Origin of the sequence: Aeromicrobium sp. Root344, from assembly GCF_001425755.1 — a bacterium.
Classification (GTDB): Bacteria; Actinomycetota; Actinomycetes; order Propionibacteriales; family Nocardioidaceae; genus Aeromicrobium.
The window spans coordinates 262,032-287,517 of sequence record NZ_LMDH01000001.1 but is presented as its reverse complement, the minus strand read 5'-3'; the positions used below and the strand labels follow the sequence as shown (position 1 = coordinate 287,517).

The 25,486-nt window shown below is 69.5% G+C and carries 31 protein-coding genes; 11 read left to right on the top strand and 20 right to left on the bottom strand.

The features are described 5' to 3' along the window. Nucleotides 1–27: 27 nt before the first annotated feature. Entirely contained in the window at nucleotides 28–969 is a 942-nt protein-coding gene (locus ASC61_RS01385) for an endonuclease/exonuclease/phosphatase family protein (protein ID WP_056208291.1), read from the top strand. A gap of 19 nt (nucleotides 970–988) precedes the next feature. Further along, nucleotides 989–1,327: a UBP-type zinc finger domain-containing protein gene (locus ASC61_RS01380; RefSeq protein WP_056208289.1), complete on the top strand. Its 339-nt coding sequence runs from the start codon at nucleotides 989–991 to the stop codon at nucleotides 1,325–1,327. Here ASC61_RS01380 and ASC61_RS01375 read toward each other — a convergent pair. Then, on the bottom strand, nucleotides 1,324–1,518 hold the full coding sequence (locus ASC61_RS01375; protein WP_056208287.1) for a hypothetical protein: 195 nt from the start codon (nucleotides 1,516–1,518) through the stop codon (nucleotides 1,324–1,326). The two genes, ASC61_RS01380 and ASC61_RS01375, sit on opposite strands and share 4 nt — an antisense overlap. 94 nt (nucleotides 1,519–1,612) lie before the next feature. Here ASC61_RS01375 and ASC61_RS01370 point away from each other — a divergent pair, with 94 nt between their 5' ends. Continuing rightward, entirely contained in the window at nucleotides 1,613–1,939 is a 327-nt protein-coding gene (locus tag ASC61_RS01370; protein ID WP_056208284.1) for a hypothetical protein, read from the top strand. A gap of 2 nt (nucleotides 1,940–1,941) precedes the next feature. Here the strand turns inward: ASC61_RS01370 and ASC61_RS01365 are convergent, their stop codons facing one another. From ASC61_RS01365 to ASC61_RS01320, 10 genes are all read right to left on the bottom strand, one after another. Continuing rightward, complete coding sequence (locus ASC61_RS01365; protein ID WP_056208283.1) at nucleotides 1,942–2,361, bottom strand: hypothetical protein; 420 nt, start codon at nucleotides 2,359–2,361, stop codon at nucleotides 1,942–1,944. A 79-nt stretch (nucleotides 2,362–2,440) separates the two neighbouring features. After that, on the bottom strand, nucleotides 2,441–2,563 hold the full coding sequence (ykgO, locus tag ASC61_RS01360) for a type B 50S ribosomal protein L36 (RefSeq protein ID WP_056208280.1): 123 nt from the start codon (nucleotides 2,561–2,563) through the stop codon (nucleotides 2,441–2,443). A 59-nt stretch (nucleotides 2,564–2,622) separates the two neighbouring features. Further along, complete coding sequence (arfB, locus tag ASC61_RS01355; RefSeq protein ID WP_056208277.1) at nucleotides 2,623–3,033, bottom strand: alternative ribosome rescue aminoacyl-tRNA hydrolase ArfB; 411 nt, start codon at nucleotides 3,031–3,033, stop codon at nucleotides 2,623–2,625. Then, a complete protein-coding gene (locus tag ASC61_RS01350; RefSeq protein WP_056208275.1) occupies nucleotides 3,023–3,637 on the bottom strand; it encodes a PadR family transcriptional regulator in 615 nt (204 codons plus the stop codon). Before ASC61_RS01350 ends, arfB begins: the two co-directional genes overlap by 11 nt. Before the next feature lie 155 nt (nucleotides 3,638–3,792). After that, nucleotides 3,793–4,224, bottom strand: coding sequence for a CBS domain-containing protein (locus ASC61_RS01345; RefSeq protein ID WP_056208271.1), 432 nt, complete (start codon nucleotides 4,222–4,224; stop codon nucleotides 3,793–3,795). A gap of 76 nt (nucleotides 4,225–4,300) precedes the next feature. Next, the gene (locus tag ASC61_RS01340; protein WP_056208269.1) at nucleotides 4,301–5,212 is read right to left on the bottom strand and encodes an inositol monophosphatase family protein; all 912 of its coding nucleotides are present in this window, start codon (nucleotides 5,210–5,212) and stop codon (nucleotides 4,301–4,303) included. Between the two features lie 49 nt (nucleotides 5,213–5,261). After that, on the bottom strand, nucleotides 5,262–6,248 hold the full coding sequence (rsgA, locus tag ASC61_RS01335) for a ribosome small subunit-dependent GTPase A (protein WP_056208267.1): 987 nt from the start codon (nucleotides 6,246–6,248) through the stop codon (nucleotides 5,262–5,264). A gap of 10 nt (nucleotides 6,249–6,258) precedes the next feature. After that, a complete protein-coding gene (gene aroA, locus ASC61_RS01330; protein ID WP_056208264.1) occupies nucleotides 6,259–7,536 on the bottom strand; it encodes a 3-phosphoshikimate 1-carboxyvinyltransferase in 1,278 nt (425 codons plus the stop codon). Between the two features lie 19 nt (nucleotides 7,537–7,555). Then, nucleotides 7,556–8,041 carry a DoxX family protein gene (locus ASC61_RS01325; protein WP_056208261.1) on the bottom strand — a complete coding sequence of 162 codons (486 nt, stop codon included), beginning with the start codon at nucleotides 8,039–8,041 and terminating at the stop codon, nucleotides 7,556–7,558. Between the two features lie 40 nt (nucleotides 8,042–8,081). Then, entirely contained in the window at nucleotides 8,082–9,647 is a 1,566-nt protein-coding gene (locus ASC61_RS01320) for a sigma-70 family RNA polymerase sigma factor (RefSeq protein WP_056208257.1), read from the bottom strand. Between the two features lie 123 nt (nucleotides 9,648–9,770). Here ASC61_RS01320 and ASC61_RS01315 point away from each other — a divergent pair, with 123 nt between their 5' ends. The 4 genes from ASC61_RS01315 (at nucleotide 9,771) to rsrA (ending at nucleotide 12,215) form a co-directional block, all read left to right on the top strand. Then, nucleotides 9,771–10,424 (top strand): hypothetical protein, encoded by a 654-nt coding sequence (locus ASC61_RS01315; RefSeq protein ID WP_056208254.1) that lies wholly within the window; start codon nucleotides 9,771–9,773, stop codon nucleotides 10,422–10,424. A 35-nt stretch (nucleotides 10,425–10,459) separates the two neighbouring features. Further along, nucleotides 10,460–11,191: an SOS response-associated peptidase gene (locus ASC61_RS01310; RefSeq protein WP_056208253.1), complete on the top strand. Its 732-nt coding sequence runs from the start codon at nucleotides 10,460–10,462 to the stop codon at nucleotides 11,189–11,191. A 122-nt stretch (nucleotides 11,192–11,313) separates the two neighbouring features. After that, nucleotides 11,314–11,943 carry a sigma-70 family RNA polymerase sigma factor gene (locus ASC61_RS01305; protein WP_056208249.1) on the top strand — a complete coding sequence of 210 codons (630 nt, stop codon included), beginning with the start codon at nucleotides 11,314–11,316 and terminating at the stop codon, nucleotides 11,941–11,943. Further along, a complete protein-coding gene (gene rsrA, locus ASC61_RS01300; RefSeq protein WP_056208247.1) occupies nucleotides 11,940–12,215 on the top strand; it encodes a mycothiol system anti-sigma-R factor in 276 nt (91 codons plus the stop codon). The genes ASC61_RS01305 and rsrA overlap by 4 nt, the downstream gene beginning before the upstream one ends. A 51-nt stretch (nucleotides 12,216–12,266) precedes the next feature. Here rsrA and ASC61_RS20430 read toward each other — a convergent pair whose 3' ends face one another. Genes ASC61_RS20430 through ASC61_RS01280 form a run of 5 tightly spaced genes read right to left on the bottom strand, consistent with a single transcriptional unit; the run spans nucleotide 12,267 to nucleotide 15,896 of the window. Continuing rightward, nucleotides 12,267–12,341 carry a 50S ribosomal protein bL37 gene (locus ASC61_RS20430; protein ID WP_369797015.1) on the bottom strand — a complete coding sequence of 25 codons (75 nt, stop codon included), beginning with the start codon at nucleotides 12,339–12,341 and terminating at the stop codon, nucleotides 12,267–12,269. 26 nt (nucleotides 12,342–12,367) lie between these two features. Then, nucleotides 12,368–12,739, bottom strand: coding sequence for a thioesterase family protein (locus tag ASC61_RS01295; RefSeq protein WP_056208244.1), 372 nt, complete (start codon nucleotides 12,737–12,739; stop codon nucleotides 12,368–12,370). A gap of 45 nt (nucleotides 12,740–12,784) precedes the next feature. Beyond that, nucleotides 12,785–13,285, bottom strand: a complete 501-nt coding sequence (locus tag ASC61_RS01290) for a GNAT family N-acetyltransferase (RefSeq protein WP_200935368.1) — start codon at nucleotides 13,283–13,285, stop codon at nucleotides 12,785–12,787. 1 nt (nucleotide 13,286) lies between these two features. Then, on the bottom strand, nucleotides 13,287–14,957 hold the full coding sequence (locus ASC61_RS01285) for an acetolactate synthase (RefSeq protein WP_056208239.1): 1,671 nt from the start codon (nucleotides 14,955–14,957) through the stop codon (nucleotides 13,287–13,289). Nucleotides 14,958–14,978: 21 nt separating this feature from the next. Next, the gene (locus ASC61_RS01280) at nucleotides 14,979–15,896 is read right to left on the bottom strand and encodes a DUF2785 domain-containing protein (RefSeq protein ID WP_235503446.1); all 918 of its coding nucleotides are present in this window, start codon (nucleotides 15,894–15,896) and stop codon (nucleotides 14,979–14,981) included. Nucleotides 15,897–15,935: 39 nt separating this feature from the next. Between ASC61_RS01280 and ASC61_RS01275 the strand changes: the two genes are divergently transcribed. Continuing rightward, entirely contained in the window at nucleotides 15,936–17,390 is a 1,455-nt protein-coding gene (locus tag ASC61_RS01275; protein WP_157439335.1) for a sensor histidine kinase, read from the top strand. Between the two features lie 61 nt (nucleotides 17,391–17,451). On the opposite strand, the gene ASC61_RS19230 is transcribed toward ASC61_RS01275, so the two are convergent. Continuing rightward, on the bottom strand, nucleotides 17,452–17,703 hold the full coding sequence (locus ASC61_RS19230; protein WP_082530375.1) for a WhiB family transcriptional regulator: 252 nt from the start codon (nucleotides 17,701–17,703) through the stop codon (nucleotides 17,452–17,454). A gap of 156 nt (nucleotides 17,704–17,859) precedes the next feature. Here ASC61_RS19230 and ASC61_RS01265 point away from each other — a divergent pair, with 156 nt between their 5' ends. The 3 genes from ASC61_RS01265 to ASC61_RS01255 all read left to right on the top strand — a co-directional run bounded on the left by ASC61_RS01265 (nucleotide 17,860) and on the right by ASC61_RS01255 (nucleotide 20,573). Continuing rightward, a complete protein-coding gene (locus tag ASC61_RS01265) occupies nucleotides 17,860–18,255 on the top strand; it encodes a hypothetical protein (RefSeq protein WP_056208229.1) in 396 nt (131 codons plus the stop codon). A gap of 128 nt (nucleotides 18,256–18,383) precedes the next feature. Beyond that, a complete protein-coding gene (locus ASC61_RS01260; RefSeq protein ID WP_056208226.1) occupies nucleotides 18,384–19,583 on the top strand; it encodes an NAD(P)-dependent malic enzyme in 1,200 nt (399 codons plus the stop codon). Between the two features lie 21 nt (nucleotides 19,584–19,604). Next, a complete protein-coding gene (locus ASC61_RS01255) occupies nucleotides 19,605–20,573 on the top strand; it encodes a zinc-binding dehydrogenase (protein ID WP_056208224.1) in 969 nt (322 codons plus the stop codon). 72 nt (nucleotides 20,574–20,645) lie between these two features. Here the strand turns inward: ASC61_RS01255 and ASC61_RS01250 are convergent, their stop codons facing one another. The 3 genes from ASC61_RS01250 to ASC61_RS01245 are packed head-to-tail and all read right to left on the bottom strand — an operon-like array spanning nucleotide 20,646 to nucleotide 25,347. Continuing rightward, on the bottom strand, nucleotides 20,646–21,380 hold the full coding sequence (locus ASC61_RS01250; RefSeq protein WP_056208221.1) for an AAA family ATPase: 735 nt from the start codon (nucleotides 21,378–21,380) through the stop codon (nucleotides 20,646–20,648). Nucleotides 21,381–21,411: 31 nt separating this feature from the next. Next, complete coding sequence (locus ASC61_RS20000; protein ID WP_200935367.1) at nucleotides 21,412–21,588, bottom strand: DUF6104 family protein; 177 nt, start codon at nucleotides 21,586–21,588, stop codon at nucleotides 21,412–21,414. A 3-nt stretch (nucleotides 21,589–21,591) separates the two neighbouring features. Continuing rightward, nucleotides 21,592–25,347 carry a multifunctional oxoglutarate decarboxylase/oxoglutarate dehydrogenase thiamine pyrophosphate-binding subunit/dihydrolipoyllysine-residue succinyltransferase subunit gene (locus tag ASC61_RS01245; RefSeq protein WP_235503445.1) on the bottom strand — a complete coding sequence of 1,252 codons (3,756 nt, stop codon included), beginning with the start codon at nucleotides 25,345–25,347 and terminating at the stop codon, nucleotides 21,592–21,594. Nucleotides 25,348–25,486: the final 139 nt, after the last annotated feature.

Below are 25,486 nucleotides of genomic sequence, written 5' to 3'. Positions count from 1 at the left end.
CGCTCGTCGCGTGTGCTGTCATGAGTCATGAGCCCGGTGCCTGCCGCCATCACCAAGGAGATCGCCGGCCTGCGCAAGGCCGTACGCGCGACCGTGCCGGCCAGGACCGGTGCCAACCTGCTCATCGGCAGCTGGAACCTCCGAGCGCTCGGCGACCTGACGGAGAAGTGGAACGCCGGCCCCAAGGACTCGCCCAAGCGCGACTGGCGGTCCGTCGCGCTGATCGCCGAGATCGTGTCGCACTTCGACGTCTTCGCGGTGCAGGAGGTGCGGCGCGACACGACGGCGCTGCGGTTCCTGATGGAGCGGCTGGGACCGTCGTGGCGATTCATCACGTCGGACGTGACGGAGGGCGACGCCGGCAACGGCGAGCGGCTGACGTTCCTCTACGACTCCGAACGCGTACAGCCCTCGGGCCTGGTCGGTGAGATCGTGCTGCCCGACGCGGTCGACAAGCCGGCGACGCAATTCGCCCGATCGCCGTACGCCGCGAGCTTCACGACCCGGGGCGTCGAGTTCATCCTCACGACGGTGCACATCATCTGGGGCAGGAACGCCGCGGCCCGTGTGCCCGAGCTGTCGGCATTCGCGCAGTGGATGCGGGCGTGGGCCGATCGTACGGACGACTGGAACCAGAACCTCTTCGTGCTCGGCGACTTCAACATCGACCGGCTCGACGACCCGCTCTACCAGGCGTTCATCTCGACGGGTCTGTTCACGCCCGGCGACCTCAGCGCGGTGCCGCGGACGATCTTCGACGACGACAAGTCCAGGCACTTCTACGACCAGATCGCCTGGTTCTGGGACACCGACAGCCCCGTGCTCGCCGACGTCCTCACCGGATTGAGCTATGCCAGTGCCGGCTCGGTCGACTTCGTCCCGCACGTGTTCGCCGGGTCGACCAAGAACGCGCTGTCGTGGCGCATCTCAGACCACTTTCCGCTGTGGGCCGAGTTCCACGTCGACTGAGTCGTCATAGGCTGGGGACATGGAAGCCGTGAACGTCTCGCAGCCGCCTTCGGGCGACGGGTGTGCCGACTGCCTCGTAGCTGGCGGATGGTGGGTGCACTTGCGCCGTTGTGCCGCGTGCGGCCACATCGGCTGCTGCGACACCTCGCCGATGCAGCACGGCACGAAGCACTTCCAGGAGACCGGGCACCCTGTCATCCAGTCGTACGAGCCGGGCGAGGACTGGTTCTGGGACTTCCGGACCGACGAGGCGCTCGACGGCCCGGAGCTCGCGCCGCCGCATCACCACCCGGTCGACCAGCCGGTGCCGGGACCGGCTGGTGCCGTCCCGGTCGACTGGCGCTCGCAGCTCAACTAGTCGGTGGGACTGGGCTTCGTCTCCGGCGCGGTGTCGGGTGCGTCATCCGGTACGCCGCCGGGTCCCGGATCGCCACCGGGCAGCACCTCGGGGAACGCCGGGTCCGGCAGATCGGGCTGCGACGGCTTGTCGGGCTCGTCCTCGCCGGGTCCGGTCGGCTCCTGGGCGGGTTCGGGTGGGGCAACGCTCATGCTTCCTCCTCGGGACGCGTGGTCAGGGCGTACCCGCGACAGGTCTGGTCAATCGCTGGCACGATGAACCTGCTGACGTACGAACGGAGCACCCATGACCACTGAAGGCCTGCCGTCGGCGATCGCCGACTTCTTCGAGGCGACCAACGCCGACGACCGTGCGCGGTTCCTTGCCGCGTTCGCGGATGACGCCGCGCTCGACGACTGGGGCCACGTCTATGCCGGCAAGGACGCGATCGCCGGGTGGAACGAGACCGACAACATGGGCGTCTCGAGCCACCTCGAGGTGCTCGGGTTCGAGCAGCGCGACGGGGCGTACGTCGTGTCGATCCAGGTCACCGGCGATGGCTACAACGGTGGCGGGTCGATGACGTTCTCCTTGGACGGTGACCTGATCTCCCGCGTCGTCATTGCGGGCTGAGCTCAGACGTCCGCCCCGGCGAGCAAGGGGGCGCGGCGGGTCCACGCCCAGCGCAGGGCAATGACCGAGAACGCCAGCGTGATGAGGTTGATGGCGGCTTCGACGACGCCGCCGGCGCCCTCGGAGTAGATGCCGTTCTCGAGGTCGTAGAGCACATCCATGCCGAACAGGTACATGCCCGCAGAGCCGGCGGCGATGAGCCAGAGGAGAGCGGTGGGGGACCGGCGGCCCAGCGCCACGAGCGCGAGGACGCACGTCAGCCCGAGCCACGCGTCCGCCAACGGGAAAGCGTTCTCGAACTCGACGTATGCCTGGGAGGTGTCGCTCGCGATCCACGAGCGGTGGGTGAACCAGATCGTCCAGTACGCCACGTCGATCACGATCGCGACGACGAGCATGATCCGGATGCCGCGAGCAGTCATGCCGGTCAGCGTAGGCCTCACGGGCAGTCTGCACATGCAGAAACGGCGCCCTCCGAGGAGGGCGCCGTCCGGTTGGTGCCTAGCCCTGGCGGGCCTTGAGGCGCGGGTTGTTCTTGTTGATGACGAACGTGCGGCCGCGGCGGCGGACGACCTGCGAGCCGGACTGGTCCTTGAGGGACCTGAGCGAGTTGCGGACCTTCATGTCTGATCCTTTCGTGGCGTGAGCATCACGCACACATGACAACGATTGTCAGGTAGCGGCTATTCCCACGATCCCGAACGGCCCTGCTTGATGGAGCTCCGGCGCTTCTTGGCGTCGAGCCGGCGCTCCTTGGAGGCGCGGCTCGGACGGGTGGCCCGGCGCGGCTTGGGCGGCACGACGGCTTGGGACACGAGGTCCTCCAGGCGTACGCGCGCGGCCTCGCGGTTGCGGTGCTGCGAGCGGTACTGCGACGACACCACCGTGATCGTCCCGCCGACCAACCGGTTGCTCAGCCGCTGAGCGGCGAGCTCCTTCTGGGCGGGGGAGAGCGCGGTGGTGTCGGTCAGTGACCAGATCAGCTCGACGCGGGTGTCGGTCGTGTTGACGTGCTGGCCGCCGGCGCCCGACGAGCGAGAGAACCGCCAGGTCATCTCGCTCTCGGGCAGGGACAGGCGTCCGTTATGACTCATCGTCCGCAAGTATGCGGTACATGGCCTTCCGGGCGTCGTCGACCACGGCCTGGGCCTTCTCGCGCTGCTCGGGCGTGCCGGCCTGCGCGACCTGCTTCCAGGCGTTGATGAATCCCTTGAGGCCGTGCGCGAAGTCGCGCAGGTCGTGGGCGGGATCGCCCTTGGCGTCCTCCCACGGCGTGCCGAGCTGCTCACGGTTCTCCTCGACGTACGCGGTGCCCTCGTCGGTCAGCGTCGCGGTCTTGCGACCCTCGACGCGTTCGAACGTGATGAGCCCTTCGTCCTCGAGCTGCTGGAGCACGGGATAGATCGAGCCGGGGCTGGGGGTCCAGCTGCCGTTCGACCGTTCGCCGATCTCCTGGATCAGCTGGTAGCCGTGCTGCGGCTGCTCGCTGAGGAGCAGAAGGGCAGCGGCGCGGACGTCGCCGCCCCGTCCGCCACGTCGGCGGCCACGAGGACGGCCGGGGCCGCCGAAGCCGGGGCCGAAGCCGAACTCACGGCCGAAGCCGGGTCCGAAGTCACGACCGAAGTCGCGCTCGGGGTGGTTCCTGCCGCGGCGGCGATCTGCCGGGCGGCGCTGTTCTGAGAAGTCATTGCTTCGCATGGGGGTGTCCCACTTTCTCTTGCTTTCGATCGACCACCGATCGGTTGTCGATATCTAAACGATATATCGCTAACGGATCGAATGCAAGCACGGGTCCCCGCGAACGCGAAAATGCCCGGCCTCCGAGGGAGACCGGGCATGCGCTGCGGCGAGGATCAGCCGCCGGCGACGTAGTTGTTGAGCTGGTCGCGCTCGAACTCCAGCTGCTCCATGCGGTACTTGACCGCGTCGCCGATGCTGACGACGCCGACGATCACGTCGTCGGCGATGACCGGGATGTGGCGGACGCGGTGCTCGGTCATGACCGACATCAGGTCGCCGAACGAGTCGTCGGGCCCGCACAGCTGGACGTCGGTCGTCATGATCTCGGAGACCGGCATGTTGCGCGGGTTCTCGACCGTACGGAGCTTGCGCACGATGTCACGCTCGGACACGATCCCGAGCATGGCCTTGCCGTCGTCACTCACGATCAGCGCGCCGACATTGAGCTCGGCGAGCACGTCCAGCAGCTGCTGGACCGTGGAGTCGGGGGTGATGGTGTAGACAGCATCGCTTCCCTTGGAAGCCAGGACATCGCTCACGCGCATACGGGACACACTCCTCAGGTCGTTCCTCGCAGCGTAGCCCCGGTTCGCTCCTGAGGGCGAGATTCTGTCGCCACCGTCAGGGCGCGTCCTCGACGTGCTCGCGCGTGAAGTCGAAGCTGCGTACGTTGTCGGGCTCCGGCTCCGGCTCGGGCTCGTCGGTCCACGACTCGTCGGGCGGCCCCTGGTCAGGGAAGTGCCCGAGGTAGGCCATGGCGGCGTCGTGGAGCCGGCCGTTGGTCGCCAGCGCGTTGTCGCCCCACGGTCCGCGCTGGCCCGCGAGGCTCGTGAACGTGCCACCGGCCTCACGGACGACGATGTCGAGAGCGGCCATGTCCCACACCTTGAGCTCCGGCTCGGCGGCGATGTCGACCGCACCCTCGGCGAGCAGCATGTAGGACCAGAAGTCGCCGTACGCCCTGGTGCGCCAGCAGCGCCGGAGCAGGGCCGCGAACGCGTCGCCCTTGCCGATCGCGTCCCAGCCGCCCAGCGAGGCGTACGAGAGCGACGCGCTGTCGAGGTCGGAGACCTGTGACACCCGGATCTCTCGCGAGGCCATGAGCGACTTGCCGGTGTAGGCGCCGGTGCCCTTGCTGGCCCACCAACGCCGGCCGAGGGCGGGCGCCGAGACGCAGCCGGCGACGATCTCGCCCTCCTCCTCGAGCGCGATCAGCGTCGCCCAGACCGGCACGCCGCGAACGAAGTTGGAGGTGCCGTCGATCGGGTCGATGATCCAGCGGCGGCCACCGGGTCCGGACGTGCCCTCGACCTCGCCGTTCTCCTCGCCGAGGACGATGTCGCGGGTGCGGGCGGATTTCAAGGTGCGCCGGATCGCGGCTTCGACGGCCTCGTCGGACTCGGTCACGTACGTCATGTCCGGCTTGGTGTCGACCTGCAGATCGATCGCGCCGAAGCGGTCCATCGAGAGGTTGTCGGCGTTGTCGGCGAGCACGTGAGCGAGGCGCAGATCGTCGTTGTACGAGTGAGCCATGGCCCTCAGAGTACGGCTTTCACACCGCAAAACCCCCTGCGGCACTCGCTCAGTAGTCGTCCTTCTGGTTCATGCTCGCGAGGATGCGGCGGAATGACTCGACGCGCTCGGGTGCCAACGTGCCGTCGCCCACCGCGAGGTCGAGCGCGCACTCGGGCTCGGTCGCCGAGTGCAGGCAGCCCCGGGGACAGTCGCGTGTGACGTCCTGGAGGTCGGGGAACGCCTTGATGAGGTCGTCGACCTCGACATGGGCGAGGCCGAAGGAGCGGATGCCGGGGGTGTCGATGATCCAGCCGCCGAACGGCAGCTCGAGGCTGATCGCCGAGGTCGAGGTGTGGCGGCCGCGCCCGGTCACCGCGTTGACATAGCTGACCGAGCGGTTGGCATGCGGCACCAGCGCGTTGACGAGCGTCGACTTGCCGACCCCGCTGTGCCCGACGAGCACGCTGACCCGGTCGCGCAGCGCCTCGCGGATGCCGTCGAGGTCGCCGTCGCGACGGGTGACCACGACACGTACGCCCAGCGGCTCGAACATCGCGACGATCTCGTCGGGGGAGCCCAGGTCGGACTTGGTGAGGCACACGAGCGGTTCCATGCCCGCGTCGAACGCCGCGACGAGGCAGCGGTCGATCAGGCCCGCTCTGGGCGGAGGGTCGGCGAGGGCGGCGACGATCACGAGCTGGTCGGCGTTGGCGACGATGATGCGCTCGATCGGGTCGTCGTCGTCCGCGGTTCGGCGCAGGACCGTGCGGCGAGGCGTGACCTCCACGATGCGGGCGAGCGAGCCGTCTGCGCCGCTGACGTCACCCACGACGCGGACCTGGTCGCCGACGACGACGCCCTTGCGGCCGAGGTTGCGGGACTTCATCGCGGTCACCGTGCGACCGTCGTCGTCGAGCGTGACGGTGTAGCGGCCGCGGTCAATCGTCACGACCCGGGCGGTGTCGGCGTCGTCGTAGTTGGGGCGGATCTTGGTGCGCGGCTTGGTGTGCCGGCGCGGCCGCTCGAACTGCGCGTGCTCGTCCTGCTCCCTCATGTCACGGCACTCATGTCATCAGGCGTTCCCAGACCGGGGCGAAGTTGGGGTACGTCTTGATCGTCGTCACGACGTTCTCGACGAACAGGTCCGGCGTGCGCAGGCCGAGCACGACGCCGGCGTGCGCCATGCGGTGGTCGTCGTACGTCCGGAACGTCTCGCCGTGCAGCGGACGGGGCCGGATGAGCAGCCCGTCGTCGAGCTCCTCGGCATCGCCCCCGAGCCGGTTGATCTCGGTCACGAGTGCCTTGAGCCGGTCGGTCTCGTGCCCCCGCAGGTGCGCGACGCCGACGAGGGTCGACGGTCGTTCGGCGAGGGCGGCGATGGCCGCGATGACCGGCGTCAGCTCGCCGACGTCGTGCAGGTCGAGCTCGACGCCGTTGAGGGCGGGACCGGCCGTGAAGACGAGGTCGTCGCCGTCCTGCTCGACGGTGCCTCCGAACGCCGGGACGATCGTCCGCCAGGCATCGCCGGCCTGGTCGGTGTCGGTGGGCCAGTTGCGGATGCGCACCCGGCCGCCGGTGACAAGGGCGGCGCCGATGAAGACGCCGGCATTGGACAGGTCGGGCTCGATCTCGACGTCGAGCGCGCTGATCGGGCCCGGGTGGACGTGCCAGCGGTTCGGCTCGTCGGTGTCGACGCGTACGCCGCGGCGGCGCAGCTCGGCGACCGTCATGTCGATGTGCGGCATCGACGGCAAGGCCGCTCCGGTGTGCCGCAGCTCGAGGCCCTTGTCGAACCGGGCGCCGGCGAGCAGCAGCGCCGAGACGAACTGGCTCGACGACGAGGCGTCGATCTCGAGCGCGCCGCCGGTGACGCCGCCGGTGCCGTGCACCGTGAACGGCAGGGCGCCTCGCCCCTCGTCGTCGACCTGGACGCCGAGGTCACGCAGGGTCGCGATCGTCGTGGCCATCGGGCGTACGCGGGCGTGCTCGTCGCCGTCGAACGTCACGGGGGCGGAGCCGAGCGCGGCGATGACCGGCACGAACCGCATGACGGTGCCGGCGAGGCCGCAGTCGATGTCGGACGGTTCCGTGCGGTCCCACGCGGAGGGTGTGATGGTCCAGGTCATGCCGTCGCGCTCGATCGTCGCGCCGAGGGTCGTGAGGGCGCCCAGCATCAAGGTCGTGTCGCGCGACCCGAGCGGCCGGGTCAGCACGGACGGCCCGTCAGCCAGCGCCGCAAGGATCAGCACGCGGTTGGTCAGCGACTTGGAGCCGGGGACCAGCACCTCGCCGTCGAAGGGCGTGTCGCGGTAGGGCGCGAGCCAGGGCAGCGGGGCAGTCATCGCCCCCAGCCTATCGGCGTCAGCCGCGCAGGTGGTCGAGCTGGTCGTGCACAGAGGCTGCGGCCTGGTTGACCTTGTCCTTGGCACGCCGGCCGATGAACTTCTTGTGCGGGTCGGGGTCGAGCGTCGCCATCAGCAGGCCACCGGCCATCGACACGTTCTTGAGGAAGTGGATGCGCTGGTTGGCGCGGGCACCGGGGTCGGTCTCGTTCCAATAGGGGTGACCGACGACCGTCGTGGCCGGCATCGTCGCGGCGAGGCCGAGGGCGGCGAGCCGGGGGAACCGGCCGGTCGCCAGCGCGAGCCCGCCGAGCAGCTGCGCGGCCGCGTTGGCGCGTACGAGGTTGGCGCCGTCGACGGGAAGCTCGGGCGCGAACTTCTTGATGAGGTCCGCCGTCGGCTGCGCCTTGGCCGCGCGCGGTCCGGGAGCCTTGAGCGCGGTCGCTCCGCCGTAGATGAACATCGAGGCGAGCATTGGGCGGGCAACGGTACGCAGGAGGGTCATGCCTCATTCATACCGGAACCCCCGGCACAGGCAAGCCGGGTCAGCTCAGCGGCCAGAGCCCGGGCCGGAACGTCGCCGCGTTGTTGCCGGGGACGGGGTCTCCGGGCGCGGCGACGGTGATCGTGCCTCCGGAATGGATGAGGTCCCGCGACCGAGCCGCGAACGTCGCGCCTTGACCCGCCGCCAGCGTGGCGCTGCACGTGAGGGTCTGCAGACGCTGGTTGGGCACGGCCGCACCGCAGTCCCACCCGGGACTGACGACGCCGCCGAAGTGGACCGACCGCCGGAACGCGAAGGTGATCGCGACGGTCTCGGCGGCGGCACGACCGCTGTTGCTGGCGCTGATGCCCACCGTGATCCGCCGCTGCAGCAGCGGCAGCAGGGTGTTGGAGACACGTACGGAGGCGACCGCGTAGTCCGTCGGGACGATCGGCTCGACCGACGGAGTGGGCTCGGGCTTGCGCACGTCGGCGGGCGGATCGGGATCGGCCGGCGCCACGGCAGCCGGCGTCGTGCTGGGGACGGGAGTCGTGGTGACCGCAGTTGGGGTCGGCTTCGGCCTGGCGACCGGGGACTTGTCCGGCGAGGGTGTCGCGGAGGGCTTCGGCGCGGCGGTGCTGGCCACGGGCGCCGAGGCAGCGGGCGGCTTCTCCGGGTCCCCGCCGAAGCCGGTCGTCACCGCGACCGTCCCGGCTGCTGCGACGGCGACCACGGCAGCCGCCGCGACGACGCCCTGCGTGCCCGCGCCCGCGACGGCGTTGCCCGCCGCCTTGACCGGGGCCAGCGCGGCTTCCACGGCCGCGCCGACGCCGGTCGCCGCGGCACCTGCCGTGACATATCCGGCGGCCACGGTGCCGAGGAGCGCCGGCGCGAGGATGCCCGAGAGGTTGGAGTTGATCTCGGCGAGCTCGAGGTAGAGGCCGGTGCAGCGGCTGCACTCGTCGAGGTGTGCCTCGACGCGGGCCGCGTCGCGCGCGGAGAGGCCCCTTCGGACGTACGAGCCGAGCATGCCGGTGGTCGTGCGGCAGCTCGCGTGCAGGCTCGGGGCGAGATGGCTCTGCAGGTAGGCCTGACGCAGTCCCTCCCGCGCGCGGTAGGCGAGCGCTGAGACGCTGTTGGGGCTCATGCCGAGCAGCGGGGCGATGTCGGCCGGCTTCTGACCCTCGACGTCGAGGTGCCACAGCACGAGCTGCCAGCGCTCGGGCAGGGCAGTGAAAGCCGCAGCGGCGGCACCCTGCTCGAACCGCATCTCCGCCGGGTCCACGAACGCGACGGCCCGATCGAGGTCGGCGTCGTTGTCGGTCGTACGCACGCGTTTCTGGCGGCGGCCGCGGTCCACGTGGAGGCGGCGGATCGCGGTGAGCAGATAGGCGCGGAAGAACTCGTCGGGTCCCTTGCCGGCCTGCAGGAGTGCCAACACCCGGGTGAACGACTCGGCGACGAGGTCGTCGGCGTCGGGCCCGGGCACCAGCTGCGACGCGAGCCGCGTCGCCGCGTCGCGATGGCGGCCGAAGAGCTCGCCGTACGCCTCGGTGTCGCCGTCGCGCACGGCGGCGATGAGCCGGGCGTCGCTCGCTTCGACCCTGGTGGTGCTGATGTCCGACACGGTGTCCCTCCCACGTGCACAACGACGCAGCGGTGGAGCGGTCACGAATTGCTCGTCCGAACCGCGTCATGGTGGGGGCCCTCGTACGTCTCATGGATGTCCGAACGGCGAAAGGGGTGCCTCATGTTCAGCTCGGGACTGCATGATGCGCTCCTCGCCGATGCGGTACGCGACGGCCGCCCGGATGTCGCCGACGTTGCACTCGTGGTGGGAGCGAGTGCAGCGCGGCTCGGCGTCCCGCTCCACGAGGTCATGGACCACGTGGAGCGGGCCTTCGCCGGACAGCCGCCATCGTTCGAGGCAACCCGGGCGGCCGTCCTGGCCTGGGCCGACGAAGCACTGCTGCTGCGTGCGGACGTCTCGTGCGAGGACCCCTTGACGTCGCTCGCCACCACGGCGTACGTGAGGTCACGTCTCGCCGAGGTCTATCGCGGCGCCGAGCGCGACGGGCACCACGTCACCCACAGGACGACCCTCGTGGTCGTCGAGCTGCCCCGCGCCGGTGCGGGCCACGAGCTCGAGCAGTCACTCCGTGCGCTCGATGTCGCCGAGGCCATGCGAGCGGTGTTCACGGGCGACGAGACGGTGGCTCGGGTGTCGCCGCGTCGCTTCGCCGCGCTGGTCGGTCGCGGTCGCACCGACGTGCTGACGCTGAGCATGCTGCGGATCCTGCTGGAGCGCGCGCTGGGGGATGACGCCGAGCCGCGGCTCTGGGTCGAGGAGCTCCCGCCGTCGATCGAGGGCGTCGCCAGGGTCCTCGCCGGCCTGTCGGAGTAGCTCCCGCTGTCGGTGGTTGCGCCTAGGCTGGAGGTATGTGCGGGCGCTATGCAACGACCCAGACCTCGGCATCGCTCAACCAGGCGTTCGAGGTCGACCTCGCCAACTCGTTCGTCGAGCTCGAGGCCGACTACAACATGGCGCCGACCAAGCTCGCGCCGCTGATCATCGGGCGGCGCCCCGAGGAGCTGGCAGCCGACGCACCGCCACAGCGGGAGCTCATGACGGCGCGCTGGGGGTTGATCCCGAGCTGGGCCAAGGACCCGTCGATCGGCAATCGCATGATCAACGCGCGCTCGGAGACCGCGGCCGAGAAGCCCGCGTTCAAGAAGGCGTTTTCCCGGCGGCGCGGCCTCGTGCCGGCCGACGGCTACTACGAGTGGTACGCCGGCGAGGCCCGCGAGGGTGAGCGCAAGCCCAAGAAGCAGCCGTTCTACATCACGCCCAAGGACCACTCGGTGCTGGCGATGGCCGGCCTCTACGAGTTCTGGAAGGATCCCGCGACCGACGAGTGGGTCACGAGCTACACGATCCTCACGACGAGCGCCGAGGACGACATGGGGCACATCCACGACCGCATGCCGCTGTTCCTCGAGCCCGACGCGTTCGACGCCTGGCTCGACCCTGCGCCCAAGCCGCCGGAGCAGCTCCTCGAGCTGTTGATCCCGGCCGCTCCGGGCCGGCTCGACGCGTTCCCGGTGTCGACCGAGGTCAACAACGTCGCCAACAACGGCCCCGACCTGATCAAGCCGCTGCCACCGGAATAGCGCGTGCCTCCGGACGGTTGAACACCGCAGGAGGTTCGATGCTGACATATGCAGATCACGGGCTTGAGAGGTCGATCACGCCCCTCAGCAAGCCAGTAGTGCCCGGAGTAGGCTGGGAGGCGATGACCGTCACCGGCGAAACCCCTGAAAGCGCCGACCAGCGCGACACCGAGACCTCGGAGCAGCAGCAGGCGCGCTTCGAGGCCGACGCCCTGCCATTCCTGGACCAGCTCTACTCGGCCGCGCTGCGCATGACGCGCAGCCCGCACGACGCCGAGGACCTCGTCCAGGAGACCTATGCCAAGGCGTTCAGCGCGTTCCACCAGTTCAAGCCCGGCACCAACCTCAAGGCCTGGCTCTACCGCATCCTGACCAACACCTACATCAACTCCTACCGCAAGAAGCAGCGCCAGCCGCAGCAGATCACGGACGAGATCGAGGACTGGCAGATCGCGCGCGCCGAGTCGCACGGGTCGAGCGGCTTGAAGTCGGCCGAGATGGAAGCGCTGGAGCACCTGCCGGACAGCGACGTCAAGGATGCGCTCCAGGCGCTGCCCGAGGACTTCCGCTACGCGGTCTACCTCGCCGACGTCGAAGGTTTCCCCTACAAGGAGATCGCCGAGATCATGGACACGCCGATCGGCACCGTGATGTCACGGTTGCACCGCGGCCGCCGCATGTTGCGCGAGATGCTCGCCGACTACGCCCGCGATCGCGGCATGGCTGTCACGGGAGTGGGTGACAAGGCATGAGCAAGGACCCTTGTGAGGGACCGGACTGCGAGAAGGCACTCGAGAACCTCTACCTGTTCATCGACCAGGAGATCGACACCGCGAGCTGCGCCGAGATCCAGTCGCACATCGACGGGTGCAGCGACTGCCTGAGCGAGTACGACCTCGAACGGGTCGTGAAGTCGCTCGTGTCGCGGTCGTGCTCCGAGGTGGCACCCGAGCCGCTGCGCGAGAAGGTGCTGTTCTCGATCCGCAAGGTGCACATCGAGATCACCGAGCAGCGGTCGACCTAGCCGATCGCCGAAACGAAGAAATCCCCGTCCGATGGACGGGGATTTCTTGTCTCACGCGTTGGGGCGCTTGCCGTGGTTGGCGCCCTTCTTGCGACGCGCACGACGCTTGCGGCCGGTCTTGCCCATGATGTTCCTCCTCGGAAGACGAGGTCTCAGTCTCCCACAGGCGCGATCCGGGTCAGAAATCGCTCCCGGTCGACGATGACCCGGCGGATCTCACCGGTGGCCAGCAGCGTGCCGCCGGCGTCGTGTGCCGCGACCTGGAAGCGTACGAGCCGGCCGTCGGTGTGGATGACCGTCGCGGTCGCGGTGACCTCGGCGCCGACCGGGCTCGCGGCCAGGTGCTCGAGGTCGACGCGGGTGCCGACGCTCGTCTGCGCCGGCTCGAGCTCGAGCGCCGCACACGTCGCCTCCTCGCACCACGCCAGCACGCGCGGCGTGCCGAGGACCTCGAGATCCCCGCTGCCGAGTGCGCGGGCGGTGTCGGCCTCTGTGACCGGGTGCGTGACCGAAGCGGTGTCCATGGCCTGAAGACTACGACGACCAGGCGGCACAGGGATCGGCGTGGCTCAGAGCGTCAGCGAGAACGCCCAGAGGGCCACGCCCGGTTCGGGAGACCAGTCGAGCTCGGGCCGTCGGCCGAAGCCCAGCCGCGTGTAGAGCCGGTGCGCCGGTGCCATCTCCTCGAGCGAGAACAGCAGCACCTCCGTGAGCCCGGCAGCCCTCGCGCGGTCGAGGCAGTCCTCCACGAGCGCACGGCCGATGCCGCGGCCCCGCGCCTCAGGCGCGATCGAGAGCGTACGGAACTCGCCCTGGTGCGGCTCCTTGGCGAGCTGCGCGTCCGCGGAGCCGTACGGGCACCACGTCACCGTGCCGACCAGGTCGTCGCCCTCGACGGCCACCAAGAGGGTGCTGTTGCGTGCCCGTGAGGCGGCGTCGGCAAGCCATCCGGCGTACTCCTCGTCGAACGTCCCGTTGGGACGGATGAGGTAGCCGTCGGCGTCGTAGCCCGCGACGGTCAGGGCGCCGACCGCCTCGTACTCATGCTCCTGCGCTGGCCTGATCAGCACCTCAGATGCCGGTGGTGGCGCGCGGATAGGCGGCGTTGACGTCGGTCATGACGTTGACGAGGTAGGGGATGCCGGAGGCGAACGCCCGGTCGAGGGCTGGACCGATCTCCTTGGGGTCGGTGACCATCTCGCCGCCACCGCCCAGCGCCGTGACGACCTGGTCGTAGCGGGTCTGCGGCGCGAGGTCGGCCGCGACGTCATAGCCGTAGAGCCACTGCATCGGACCCTTCTCCAGGCCCCACGCCGAGTTGTTGCCGACGACCATGACGACCGGGAGGTTGTGGCGGACGAGGCTGTCGACGTCCATCAGCGACATGCCGGCCGCGCCGTCGCCGTAGAGCAGGACGACCTGGCTCGACGGTCGCGCGATGCGGGCCGCCATCGCGGCGCCCATGCCGGCGCCGAGGCAGCCGTACGGTCCGGGGTCGAGCCAGCCGCCGGGACGTTTGGGCTCGACGAACTTGCCGGCGAACGACACGAAGTCGCCGCCGTCGCCGATCACGACCGCGTCGTCGGCGAGGCGCGGGAGCAGCTCGCCGTAGATGCGAGCTGGATGGATCGGGTCGGCCTCAGCCGTGAGCAGCTCGTTGTCGCGCTGCGTGGCCGCGGCGACCTCGGCCTGCAGGCTGCCGATCCACGACGACCAGTCGGGTCGCCGGCCGTGCTGCGACGCCGCGGTCAGCGAGTCGAGCAGTCCGGTGAACACCAGCGTCAGGTCGCCGCTGGCCGAGGCGGCGAGCTCGGCATGCGTCGTGAGCTGTCCGGGGGAGTCGGCGATGTGCACGGTACGGGCCGGGGTCGCGCCCTCCTTGCCGCCGAAGATGCCGTAGCCGAGCCGGAAGTCCAGCGGCGTGCCGACGACGATCACGAGGTCGGCCTGGTTGAACGAGGTCGAGCGTGCCTTGGTGACGAGCTGCGGGTGTCCACCGGGCACGATGCCGCGACCCATGCCGTTGGCGATCACCGGGATGCCGGTCTCCTCGACGAAGTGGAGCGCTGCGACCTCGGCCCGGTCGGCCCACACGTCGGTGCCGAGGATCAGCACCGGACGCGCGGACTGTCGGATCAGCTCGGCGATCTGTCCCAACGCGTCCGGGTCGGGCTCGATCGGCGCGGTGGTGTTGCCGGCCGACGGCGTCGTGACCGTCGTGCTGTTGAAGAACTCGTCCATCGGCACGTCGACGAACGTGGGTCCGCGGTGGGAGGACCCGGCGAGGGTGAACGCCTCGTCCATCGCCGGGGCGATGTCGTCGACCTTGGTGGCCGTCACCGCGGACTTGGAGATCGACTCGATGATCGGCGGCTGGTCGAGCTCCTGCAGGCTGCCGGAGCCCCAACGGTTGTTGGGCGCGCGGCCGCCGACGACCACGAGCGGCGAGCCGGAGAAGCTGGCCTGGGCGATCGGGCTGACTCCGTTGGTCACGCCCGGCCCGGCAGTCAGCACGGCGAGCCCGGGCGTGCGGGTCAGCTTGCCGATCGCCTCGGCGGCGAACACGGCCGTGGGCTCGTGGCGTACATCGATGATCGGCATCGCCGGCTCAGCCTTGACCGCGGCGTCGTACATCGGGAACACGTGGGCTCCGGACAGCGTGAACATCGTCTCGACGCCATGGGCGCGGGCCACGTCGACGGCGTGGACTCCGCCGTGACCTTCTCGGGGCTCAATACTCATGTGACGCAGGTTACTGGAGCGTCAGGCGAGCGGTCGGGCCCTGGTCGTCGGGCGGTAGAGCCACGGGCTCTCGGCGCGAATCTGGTCGAGCACGGCCAGCAGGAGGTCGGCGCGGTGCGCGGGCTGCTCCGCGAACAGCTCGGCATCGGCGCGCAGGTCGTCGCGACCCTGCACCCCGAGCGCGAGCTGCAGGTGCAGCGCACGCAGGAACGACGAGGTGTTGCGGACGCTGGGCGACGGCCACTCCGCCTCGAGGTGGCCGCGCGTGCGGGGCGGCTTGATGCCTGCTCCGAGCCGGGCGAGCCACGGCTCGACGATGCTGGGGTCGAGCTCGTTGCGGTGCAGCAGCGTCATCACGGCGTACGCCAGGCGGTCGTCCTCACCGTGCCGCCAGATGTAGGCCGTCGGTGTGAGCACGCGGTCGGCGATGACGTCGAGCAGCACCGTGAGCTCGAGCCGGCCGAAGTGCCGTGACCGGGCGAGGGCGGCGAGGAGGTCGGCGCCGTGCGCGATCGAGTTGGCCCACCCCTGCTCCGGGACCCAGCCCCGGTGGTCCTGCTCGCGGACGTACCAGGCCGTCGCCCGGTCGCCCCAGTCGAGCACCGAGGCGGCTGACATGAGGTGCTCGTTGTTGTCGCGGCCGATGATCTCGGCCAGCATCAGGGCGCTGTAGGACCGGCGCAGGACCGAGACGTCGCCGTCGTGGCCGAGTCCGTAGCGCAGCCCGGGCGCGATGCCGTCGCCCAGCCCGGACAGGAGCTCGTCGTAGACGCCGCGCGTGATCCAGGTCGTGAGCAGCGGATAGGCGAGGTCCTCTCGCCAGCGGGGATTGGAGTGGCCCAGCATCTCGACCAGCTCGACGGTGCACTCATCGAGGCTGCGGTCGGCGGGTACGTCCATCCCGTTCTGCATCACGGTTTGCCAGTACGCCTCAGACACTCACACATCGTGCCACGTCCCAGGCTCTAGGCTGACGGCGTGCCCTCGCTGGACGACATCACGCGCTTCCAGACGTCGCTGAGCTCCGACGACGTCGCGTGGCTGCACGCCCTGGTGACCGACTGGCAGATCATCGCCGACCTGTCGTTCGCCGATCTCGTGCTGTGGGTGCCCGACGCGGAGGCCAAGGGCCTCTGGGCCGGCGCGCAGATCCGGCCCACCACGGGCCCCACGACGCTGTTCGAGGACGTCGCCGGCACATTCATGCCGTCCGGCCGGATCGACGAGCTCGAGGAGGCCCTGCGCACCGGCGAGATCGTCGCCGAGCGGATCGTGGAGCTGCCCGACGGCCGGCGCATCCGCGTCGAGCTGATCCCCGTGACGCACGAGGGTCGTACGCTCGCGGTCATCTCCCGGCGCAGCGCCGAGTCCGGCATCCGCACGGCCAGCACGCTCGAGGCGGCGTACTTCGAGGCGGCCGGCGAGCTCGCCGAGATGATCCGCCGTGGCGAGTTCCCGCTGCCCGGCAGCCGTTCCGAGGTCGCGGACTCGCTGCGGGTCGGCGACGGGTTCGTCCGCACCAACGCCGCAGGGACGGTCCGCTACGCCAGCCCCAACGCGATGTCGGCGTACCGGCGGCTCGGGCTCGTCGGCGACCTTGTCGGCACCCAGCTCGGGCACGTCACGTCGGGCCTCGTCGATCGGCGGCCGACCGACCGCGGGGCCCGGGGCATCCTCGGCGGCGACGCCAGCACCGAGGCCGAGATCGAGAACGCCTCGGCGTCGCTGCTGCTGCGCGTCATCCCGCTGCGCTCGGACGGCCACCGAAGCGGATCGCTGATCCTGCTGCGCGACGTCACCGAGCTGAGGCTGCGAGAGCGCGAGCTCGTCTCCAAGGAGGCGACGATCCGCGAGATCCATCACCGGGTCAAGAACAACCTCCAGACCGTCGCCGCCCTGCTTCGCCTGCAGGGCCGCCGGACGGAGATCCCCGAGGCCCGGGCGGCGCTCGACGACGCGGTCCGCCGGGTCGGCTCGATCGCCCTCGTCCACGAGACCTTGAGCCAGTCGTTCGACGACAACGTCGCGTTCGACGAGGTCGCCGACCGGTTGTTGCGCACCGTCCTCGACGTCGCGGAGGAGACCTCGGGACCGGGACGGATCACCGCCGACCGGATCGGCTCGTTCGGTCTGCTGCCGGGCGCCGTGGCGACCCCGCTCGCCATGGTGCTGACCGAGCTGATCCAGAACGCGTCCGCCCATGCATTCGGCGAGGAGGGCGGCACGCTGACGCTGGCGGTCAACCGCATCCGCGACCGCGTACGCCTGAGGGTCAGCGACGACGGGCGAGGGCTCCCGGCGGACTTCGACCCGGCCGGCAGCCTGGGGCTGTCGATCGTCACGACGCTCGTCGAGGGTGAGCTCCACGGCTCGCTGGCGTTCGAGCCGCGATTCGGTGGCGGCACGACCGTCGCGATCTCGCTCAACGTCTAGACGTGCGGGATGCAAAGAACCCCGCGGCCGAGGCCACGGGGTTCACCGATACGTGCGTACGTCAGGCAGTACGAATACGTGCCCGAGCATTGCGGCGCTTCAGCGTACGACGTTCGTCTTCGCTCAAGCCTCCCCACACACCGTGGTCCTGTCCGGACTCGAGTGCCCATTGCAGGCACTGCTCGCGGACATCACAGCGGCGGCATACGACCTTGGCCTCTTCGATCTGCAAGATGGCGGGACCCGTGTTGCCGATGGGGAAGAAGAGCTCAGGGTCCTCATCGAGGCATGCGGACTTGTGACGCCAATCCATGTGGACACTCCTTCCCGTTCGGTTTTGCTCCTTGGGCAGGCCTGTTTGACCTGATACCAAGGCTTGACCTCCATGTTTTCAACATTTCAACCTCATTACAAGGGCCACGCCCTGCGCGAATTGTCGGATCGGTCACACGCTCCCTACCCTGATGTCGTGAGCGCTCACGCACGGCCGGCCGGAACGGCCCGAAACCTCCTCATCCTGGCCGCGACCTTCGTGCTGGCAGAAGCCGTGACCTGCGTCGTCCTGGCCGTCCTCGGGATCACCGATCTCGACGGCGACAGCATCGGCACCGGACTCGGCGTCTCGGCGATCCTCGCGATCTATGGCGGGTTCCAGGCATGGGCGGCCTGGCGGGTCACGTTGGGGGAGCTCTGGGCGCGCAGCCCGCTCGTCGTCACGCAGATCATCCAGCTCATCATCGCGTTCAACCTCGCCGACATCCCGGGCTGGATCCCGGTCCTGGTGGGCGCTGCGGCCGTGGTCACGCTGGCGTGTCTGCTCGCCCCGCCGGTGACCCGGGCGCTCGGCGGTGACCAGCCCGTATGAGAGACTGACAGCCGGGCACAACCCGTGTGACACCGCTCCTGCGGGCGTCACCCCGCGGCTCACTTGCCGCGCCGGCGACCTGATCGGTCCCGATGAGAACGTACGGAACGTCCCGAGGGATTCCCACCATGGTTGCCACTGACATCGACTTGCACACTGACGCGCCTGACCCCGACGACCCGATCTTCGCGCTGCACCGCGGCGGCAAGATGGCGATCGCGGCCACGGTGCCGCTGCGCAACGCCCAGGACCTCGCGATGTCCTACACGCCCGGCGTCGCCAAGGTCTGCGAGGCGATCGCTGCCGATCCGGCCCTGGCCCACGACTACACCTGGGTCTCCAACACCGTCGCGGTGATCACCGACGGCACCGCAGTGCTGGGGCTCGGTGACATCGGCCCGGCCGCCTCGATGCCCGTCATGGAGGGCAAGGCGGTGCTGTTCAAGCAGTTCGGCGGCGTCGACGCGATCCCGGTGGCCCTCGACACGACCGACGTCGACGAGATCGTCGAGACGATCGTCCGGCTCGCGCCGACGTTCGGCGGCATCAACCTCGAGGACATCTCGAGCCCGCGCTGCTTCGAGATCGAGCGCCAGCTGATCGAACGGCTCGAGATCCCGGTCTTCCACGACGACCAGCACGGCACCGCGGTCGTGACGCTGGCCGCGCTGATCAACGCCGTACGCGTGACCGATCGCGAGCTCGACGACGTCAAGGTCGTCATCTCCGGCGCCGGTGCGGCCGGTGTCGCGATCATGAAGATCCTCCAGACCGCGGGCGTTCGCAAGATCGCGGTCGTCGACCGCTCGGGGGTCATCCATCCGGGCCGTGAGGGCCTCGACGTGGTCAAGTCCGGCATCGCCGAGGCGACCGCCCCGTGGGCCAGGCCCGGCACGATCGACGACGCGCTCGACGGCGCCGACGTGTTCATCGGCGTCTCGGGCGGCACGATCCCCGAAGCCGCCGTCGCCTCGATGGCGCCCGACTCGATCGTGTTCGCGATGGCCAACCCCAACCCCGAGGTTCACCCCGACATCGCGCACAAGTACGCGCGGATCGTGGCGACGGGCCGCTCGGACTTCCCCAACCAGATCAACAACGTGCTGGTGTTCCCCGGGATCTTCCGCGGCGCCCTCGACGTCCGCGCGACGCGGATCTCCGAGGGCATGAAGCTGGCGGCAGCCAACGCGATCGCGGACCTCGTGGGCGACGACCTCAGTGAGACGTACGTCATCCCGTCTCCGTTCGATCCGCGGGTAGCCTCTGCCGTGGCGCGAGCCGTCACGGACACCGCGCGCCGTGAAGGCCTGGCTCGCCGCCCGTACTGACCACCTCAGACCAGGAGCCGCATGTTCGCCGTCTACGCAGGCACGATCGACCCCAAGGACCCGCTGAGCGGACTCGTCGTGGGCGAGCGCCCCGACCCGGAGGTGCCAGACGGCTGGACGACCGTGACGGTCAAGGCCGCCTCGATCAATCACCATGACGTGTGGAGCCTGCGCGGTGTGGGCCTGCGCGAGGAGTCGCTGCCGATGATCCTCGGCTGCGACGCGGCCGGCTACGACGAGGACGGCAACGAGGTGCTGGTGCACGCCGTGATCAGCGATCCGTCGTGGCGCGGCGACGAGACGCTCGACCCCAAGCGGTCGCTGCTGTCGGAGCGGCACCAGGGCACGTTCGCGGAGAAGGTCGCGGTGCCCACGCGCAACGTCGTCGCGAAGCCTGCCGGCCTGTCGTTCGCGGAGGCGGCGTGCCTGCCGACCGCGTGGCTGACGGCCTACCGGATGCTGTTCACCCAGTCCGACCTGCAGCAGGGCGACACCGTGCTCGTGCAGGGCGCGGGCGGCGGCGTCGCGACCGCGGCCATCACGCTGGCGCGCGCCGCCGGCTTCCGCGTCTACGCGACCAGCCGCGACGAGGACAAACGCGACAAGGCGCTCGAGATCGGTGCGCACGAGGTCTTCGAGTCCGGCGCCCGGCTGCCCAGCAAGGTCGACGCCGTCATCGAGACGGTCGGTGCCGCGACGTGGTCGCACTCGGTCAAGTCGATGAGGCCGGGCGGCACGATCGTCATCGCGGGCGCGACGTCGGGCGATGCCCCGTCGCACGCCGAGCTGACCCGGATCTTCTTCCAGCAGATGCGCGTCCACGGCTCCACGATGGGCACGCGTGACGAGCTGCACCGGTTGGCACAGTTCATGGACGTCACCGGCACCCGACCGCTGATCGACCGGGAGATTCCCATGGCCGACGCCGCCGACGGCCTCGCCTCGGTCATCGACGGCAGCGTCTTCGGCAAGATCGTCCTGACGCTCTAGACCCCGAGATTTGGATCGAGCTGCACCACGTGGAGCTCCGCGGTGGTGCAGATGAATCCATATCTCGGTGCTTCAGTCGTCTGCGAGGGTGTGGCGGAGGTAGCGCATCGGGGCGTCGAGGTACGCCTTCCAGTGCCTGACGAGCTCGAGCTCCTCCCAGGCCGCTTCGCGTAGGCCCCAGTCGCCGACCTCGAGGATGCGGGCGCCGGGCATCGACGCCAGCACCGGGGAGTGCGTCGCGCACAGGACCTGGCCGCCGGCCTCGGCGATGTCGTGGAGGACGCGGATCAGGGTCAGTGTCGAGCGGAACGACAGCGCCGCCTCGGGCTCGTCGAGGCAGTAGAAGCCCGGGGAGTCGAACCGGACGTTGAGCAGCTCGATGAAGGACTCCCCGTGACTCATCGCGTGGAACTTCGGGTCGGCGCGGTAGGACGAAGGGTTGTTCTCGAGGAACGTGTACCAGCCGTGCATCGTCTCGGCCCTGAGGAAGAAGCCCCAGCGGCCGGTGCCGATGCCGCGTTGAAGCAGCAACGCCTTGTCGAGGCCGGACTCACTCGGCCGGGTCGAGTGCACGCCCTGCGAGCTGCCGCCCTCCGGCGAGAGGCCGTAGGCGACGGCGATCGCCTCGACGAGCGTCGACTTGCCGGAGCCGTTCTCGCCGACGAGGAACGTGACGCCGGGCGTGAGGTCAAGACCGTCGCGGAGCAGCTGCGCGACGGCGGGAATCGTCACCGGCCACTCATGGGCCGGCAGCCCGGCCTCGTCGTCACCGGAGACGCGTACGACGGGAGGCTGGTCGAAGTCCACGGTCGTACTGTGTCAGAGCGGTCGGACGTTCCTACTCATCATCGTCGTCGAGGCGGGCCAGCCAGGTCGCCAGTCTCTCGACCGGCACCTCGAACTCGGGGTTGAGGTCGACGAACTCGACGAGCCGCTCGGCGAGCCAGGCGAAGGTGACCTCCTCGTCACCTCGCCGGCTCTGGAGCTCCTCGATCCCGCGATCCGTGAAGTACATCGATCAGCTGAAGGCCTGCTGCATCAGCGTCGCCTGCTCCTCGACGTGCCGGTTGTGCGAACCGACCGACGGCGCCGACGACTCCGGACGCGACACCCGCAGCAGCGGGAGACCGTCGAACTCGCCGCTGTAGTGCAGCGCGACGTGCGGCCACGGACCCTGGTTGGCCGGCTCGTCCTGCACCCAGCGCACCTCGCGGGCGTTGATGAACTGGCCGACCGCGGCGTTGAGCTCCGAGGTGGGACGCGGGTAGAGCTGCTCGAGGCGGACGATCGCGGTGCGGGACTGGCCCGACTCGCGCTTCTCGCGCTCGGCGAACAGGTCCCAGGCGATCTTGCCCGAGCAGACCAGCACGCGCTCGACCTTGGACGCCTCGACCGAGTCGTCACCGATGACCGGGCGGAACTTGCCCGACGTGAAGTCGTCGGGCTGCGACGCCGCGGCCTTGCTGCGCAGCATCGACTTCGGCGTGAAGACGATCAACGGACGGTGCTGGCTCTCGAGGTTCTGCCGGCGCAACAGGTGGAAGTAGGACGCGGGCGTCGACGGCTGGGCCAGCGTCATGGCGTCATTGGCACACAGCTCGAGGAACCGCTCGATGCGGGCCGACGTGTGGTCGGGTCCCTGGCCCTCGTGGCCGTGCGGCAGCAGCAGCACCACGCCGGACTTCTGGCCCCACTTGCTCTCGCCGGCCGAGATGTACTCGTCGATCACGGACTGGGCGCCGTTGACGAAGTCGCCGAACTGCGCCTCCCAGATCGTGAGCGCCTCGGGCCTTGCGACCGAGTAGCCGTACTCGAAGCCGAGGGCGGCGTACTCGCTCAGCAGCGAGTCGTAGATGTAGAACGTGGCCTGGTCGTCGCCGATGTTGGCCAGCGGCGTCCACTCGTTGGCGTTCGTACGATCGATGATCGTCGCGAACCGCGAGGAGAACGTGCCACGTCGCGAGTCCTGGCCGGCAAGGCGTACGGGCCGGCCGTCGAGCAGCAACGACCCCAGCGCGAGGATCTCGCCGGTGCCCCAGTCGATCGGGCCTGCGCTGATCGACTGTGCGCGGCGCTGCAGCTGAGGCAGCACCTTGGGGTGGACGGTGAAGCCCTCGGGGACGTTGGTGTAGGCGTCCGCGATGGCCTTCATGGTCTCGGGCGTGATCGCCGTGAGCAGCTCACCGGCGTGCTCGGGCTTGTCCGGGTAGTCCGGGGTGCGCATGTAGCCGGGATCGGTCGTGGTCTCCTTGACCTCGGCGAAGTTGCGCTCGAGCTGGGCCTGGTAGTCGCTGAGCGCGGCCTCGGCCTCTTCCAACGTGATGTCGCCACGGCCGACCAGCGCCTCGGTGTAGAGCTTGCGCACCGACTTCTTGGCGTTGATCGTGTCGTACATCAGCGGCTGGGTGAAGCTCGGGTCGTCGCCCTCGTTGTGGCCGCGGCGGCGGTAGCAGACCAGGTCGATGACGATGTCCTTGTGGAACGTCCGGCGGTACTCGTAGGCAAGGTGCGCCACCCGGATGCAGGCCTCGGGGTCGTCGCCGTTGACGTGGAACACCGGCGCCTGGATCATCCGGGCGACATCCGTGCAGTAGGTCGAGGAGCGCGACGACGAGGGCGCCGTCGTGAAGCCGACCTGGTTGTTGACGATCAGGTGGATCGTGCCGCCGGTGCGGTAGCCCCGCAGCTGCGAGAGGTTGAGCGTCTCGGCCACGACGCCCTGGCCGGCGAACGCGGCGTCGCCGTGCACGAGGACGGGCAGGACGGGGTAGTCGGCGCCGCGGTTGAGGCGGTCCTGCTTGGCGCGGGCGATGCCCTCCAGGACGGGGTCGACGACCTCGAGGTGCGACGGGTTGGCCGCGACCGAGACCTTGATCTTGTCACCGGTGCCGGACGTGAACTCACCCTCGACGCCGAGGTGGTACTTGACGTCGCCGGAGCCCTGCACCGTGCGCGGGTCGATGTTGCCCTCGAACTCGCGGAACACCGAGCCGGCGTGCTTGCCGGCGATGTTGACGAGCACGTTGAGCCGGCCGCGGTGCGCCATGCCGATGCAGACCTCGTCGAGGCTGTCGGCCGCAGCCGCCTCGCAGATCTCGTCGAGCACGGGGATCGTGGTCTCGCCGCCCTCGAGGCTGAAGCGCTTCTGGCCGACGAACTTGGTCTGCAGGAACGTCTCGAAGGCCTCGGCCTGGTTGAGCTTCTGCAGGATGCGCAGCTGCTCCTCGCGGGGCGGCTTGGTGTGCGGGCGCTCGATGCGCTCCTGGAACCACGCGCGCTCGTCGGGGTCCTGGATGTGCATGTACTCCAGGCCGATCGTGCGGGCGTAGGAGTCACGCAGGATGCCGAGGATCTCGCGCAGCTTCATGAACCGCTTGTCGGTCTTGAACGATCCCGTGGCGAACTCGCGGTCGAGGTCCCACAACGTCAGGCCGTGCGACGCGGTGTCGAGGTCGGCGTGGCTGCGCGGGCGGTTGTCGAGCGGGTTGGTGTCGGCCATCAGGTGGCCGCGCACGCGGAACGCGTGGATCAGCTCGAGGACGCGGGCCTGCTTGTGCACCTCGTCGTCGTGGCTGACCGCGATGTCCTGCGCCCAGCGGATGGGCTCGTAGGGGATCTTGAGCGCGCGGAAGATCTCGTCGTAGAAGTCCTCCTCGCCGAGCAGCAGCGCGTGGATCTTCTTGAGGAACTCGCCTGACTGCGCACCCTGGATGACGCGGTGGTCGTAGGTCGACGTCAGCGTCATCATCTTGGAGATCGCCATCTGCGCGAGCGTGTGCTCGCTGGCGCCCTGGAACTCCGGGGGGTACTCCATCGAGCCGACGCCGATGATGACGCCCTGACCCTGCATGAGGCGGGGGATCGAGTGGTTGGTGCCGATGCCGCCGGGGTTGGTCAGGCTGACGGTCGTGCCCTGGAAGTCGGTGACCTCGAGCTTGCCGTCGCGCGCCTTGCGGACCATCGACTCGTACGCCGCCCAGAACTCGGCGAAGCCCATCGTCTCGGCAGCCTTGATCGAGGGGACGAGCAGCGTGCGCGAGCCGTCGGGCTTCTTGAGGTCGATCGCCAGGCCGAAGTTGATGTGCTCGGGCTTGAGCTGGTTGGGCTTGCCGTTGACGACCTCGAAGCCCGTGTTCATCTCGGGCATCGCCTTGAGTGCCTTGACGATCGCCCAGCCGATGAGGTGGGTGAACGACACCTTGCCGCCTCGCGCACGGGCGAGGTGGTTGTTGATCACGATGCGGTTGTCGAACAGCAGCTTGACCGGCACGGAGCGAACGCTTGTGGCGGTCGGGACGGCGAGGCTCGCGTCCATGTTGGCGACGGTGCGGGCGGCGGCGCCACGCAGGACGACGTTCTCGACCTCGCCGGGTCCGGCCTTGGGCGCGTCAGCGGCCTTGCCGTTGGGGGTGACGACCGTGGTCGCGCGGGACGTCGGGGCGTCGGTCACCGGGGGGACGGGGGCCGGCGGGTCGACGTGCGCCGGTGCGGCGACCTGGCTCTGCGCCGGGGTGACGGCAACGGGCTCGGTCTTGGGCGCCGGAGGCTTCGCCGCGCTGGGCGAGGTCGGCGCGGGACTCGGGGCGGTGGTCTCGGTCTGCGGCTCCGCGGGCTTGGCAGCGGCCGGGGCCTGCGTCGCCGTGGCACTCGCGGTGCCGTTGGGCGAGCTGCCGTTGCCGGAGCCGCCCGCCAGTGCCGCGCCGTCGCCGGTCTGGAAGAACGTCACCCACGTGGCGTCGACCGAAGCGGGGTCCTGGCGGAATCGCTCGTACATCTCTTCGACGAGCCACTGGTTGGTGCCGAAATCAGGAGTTGAATGGTCTTGTGAGGACTCGGCCACAGCCTCGATCGCCTCTTCCGAATTGTGTGCTGGCGCGCGTGCGAAAACTACCGTTAACAGGGTAACGCGACGC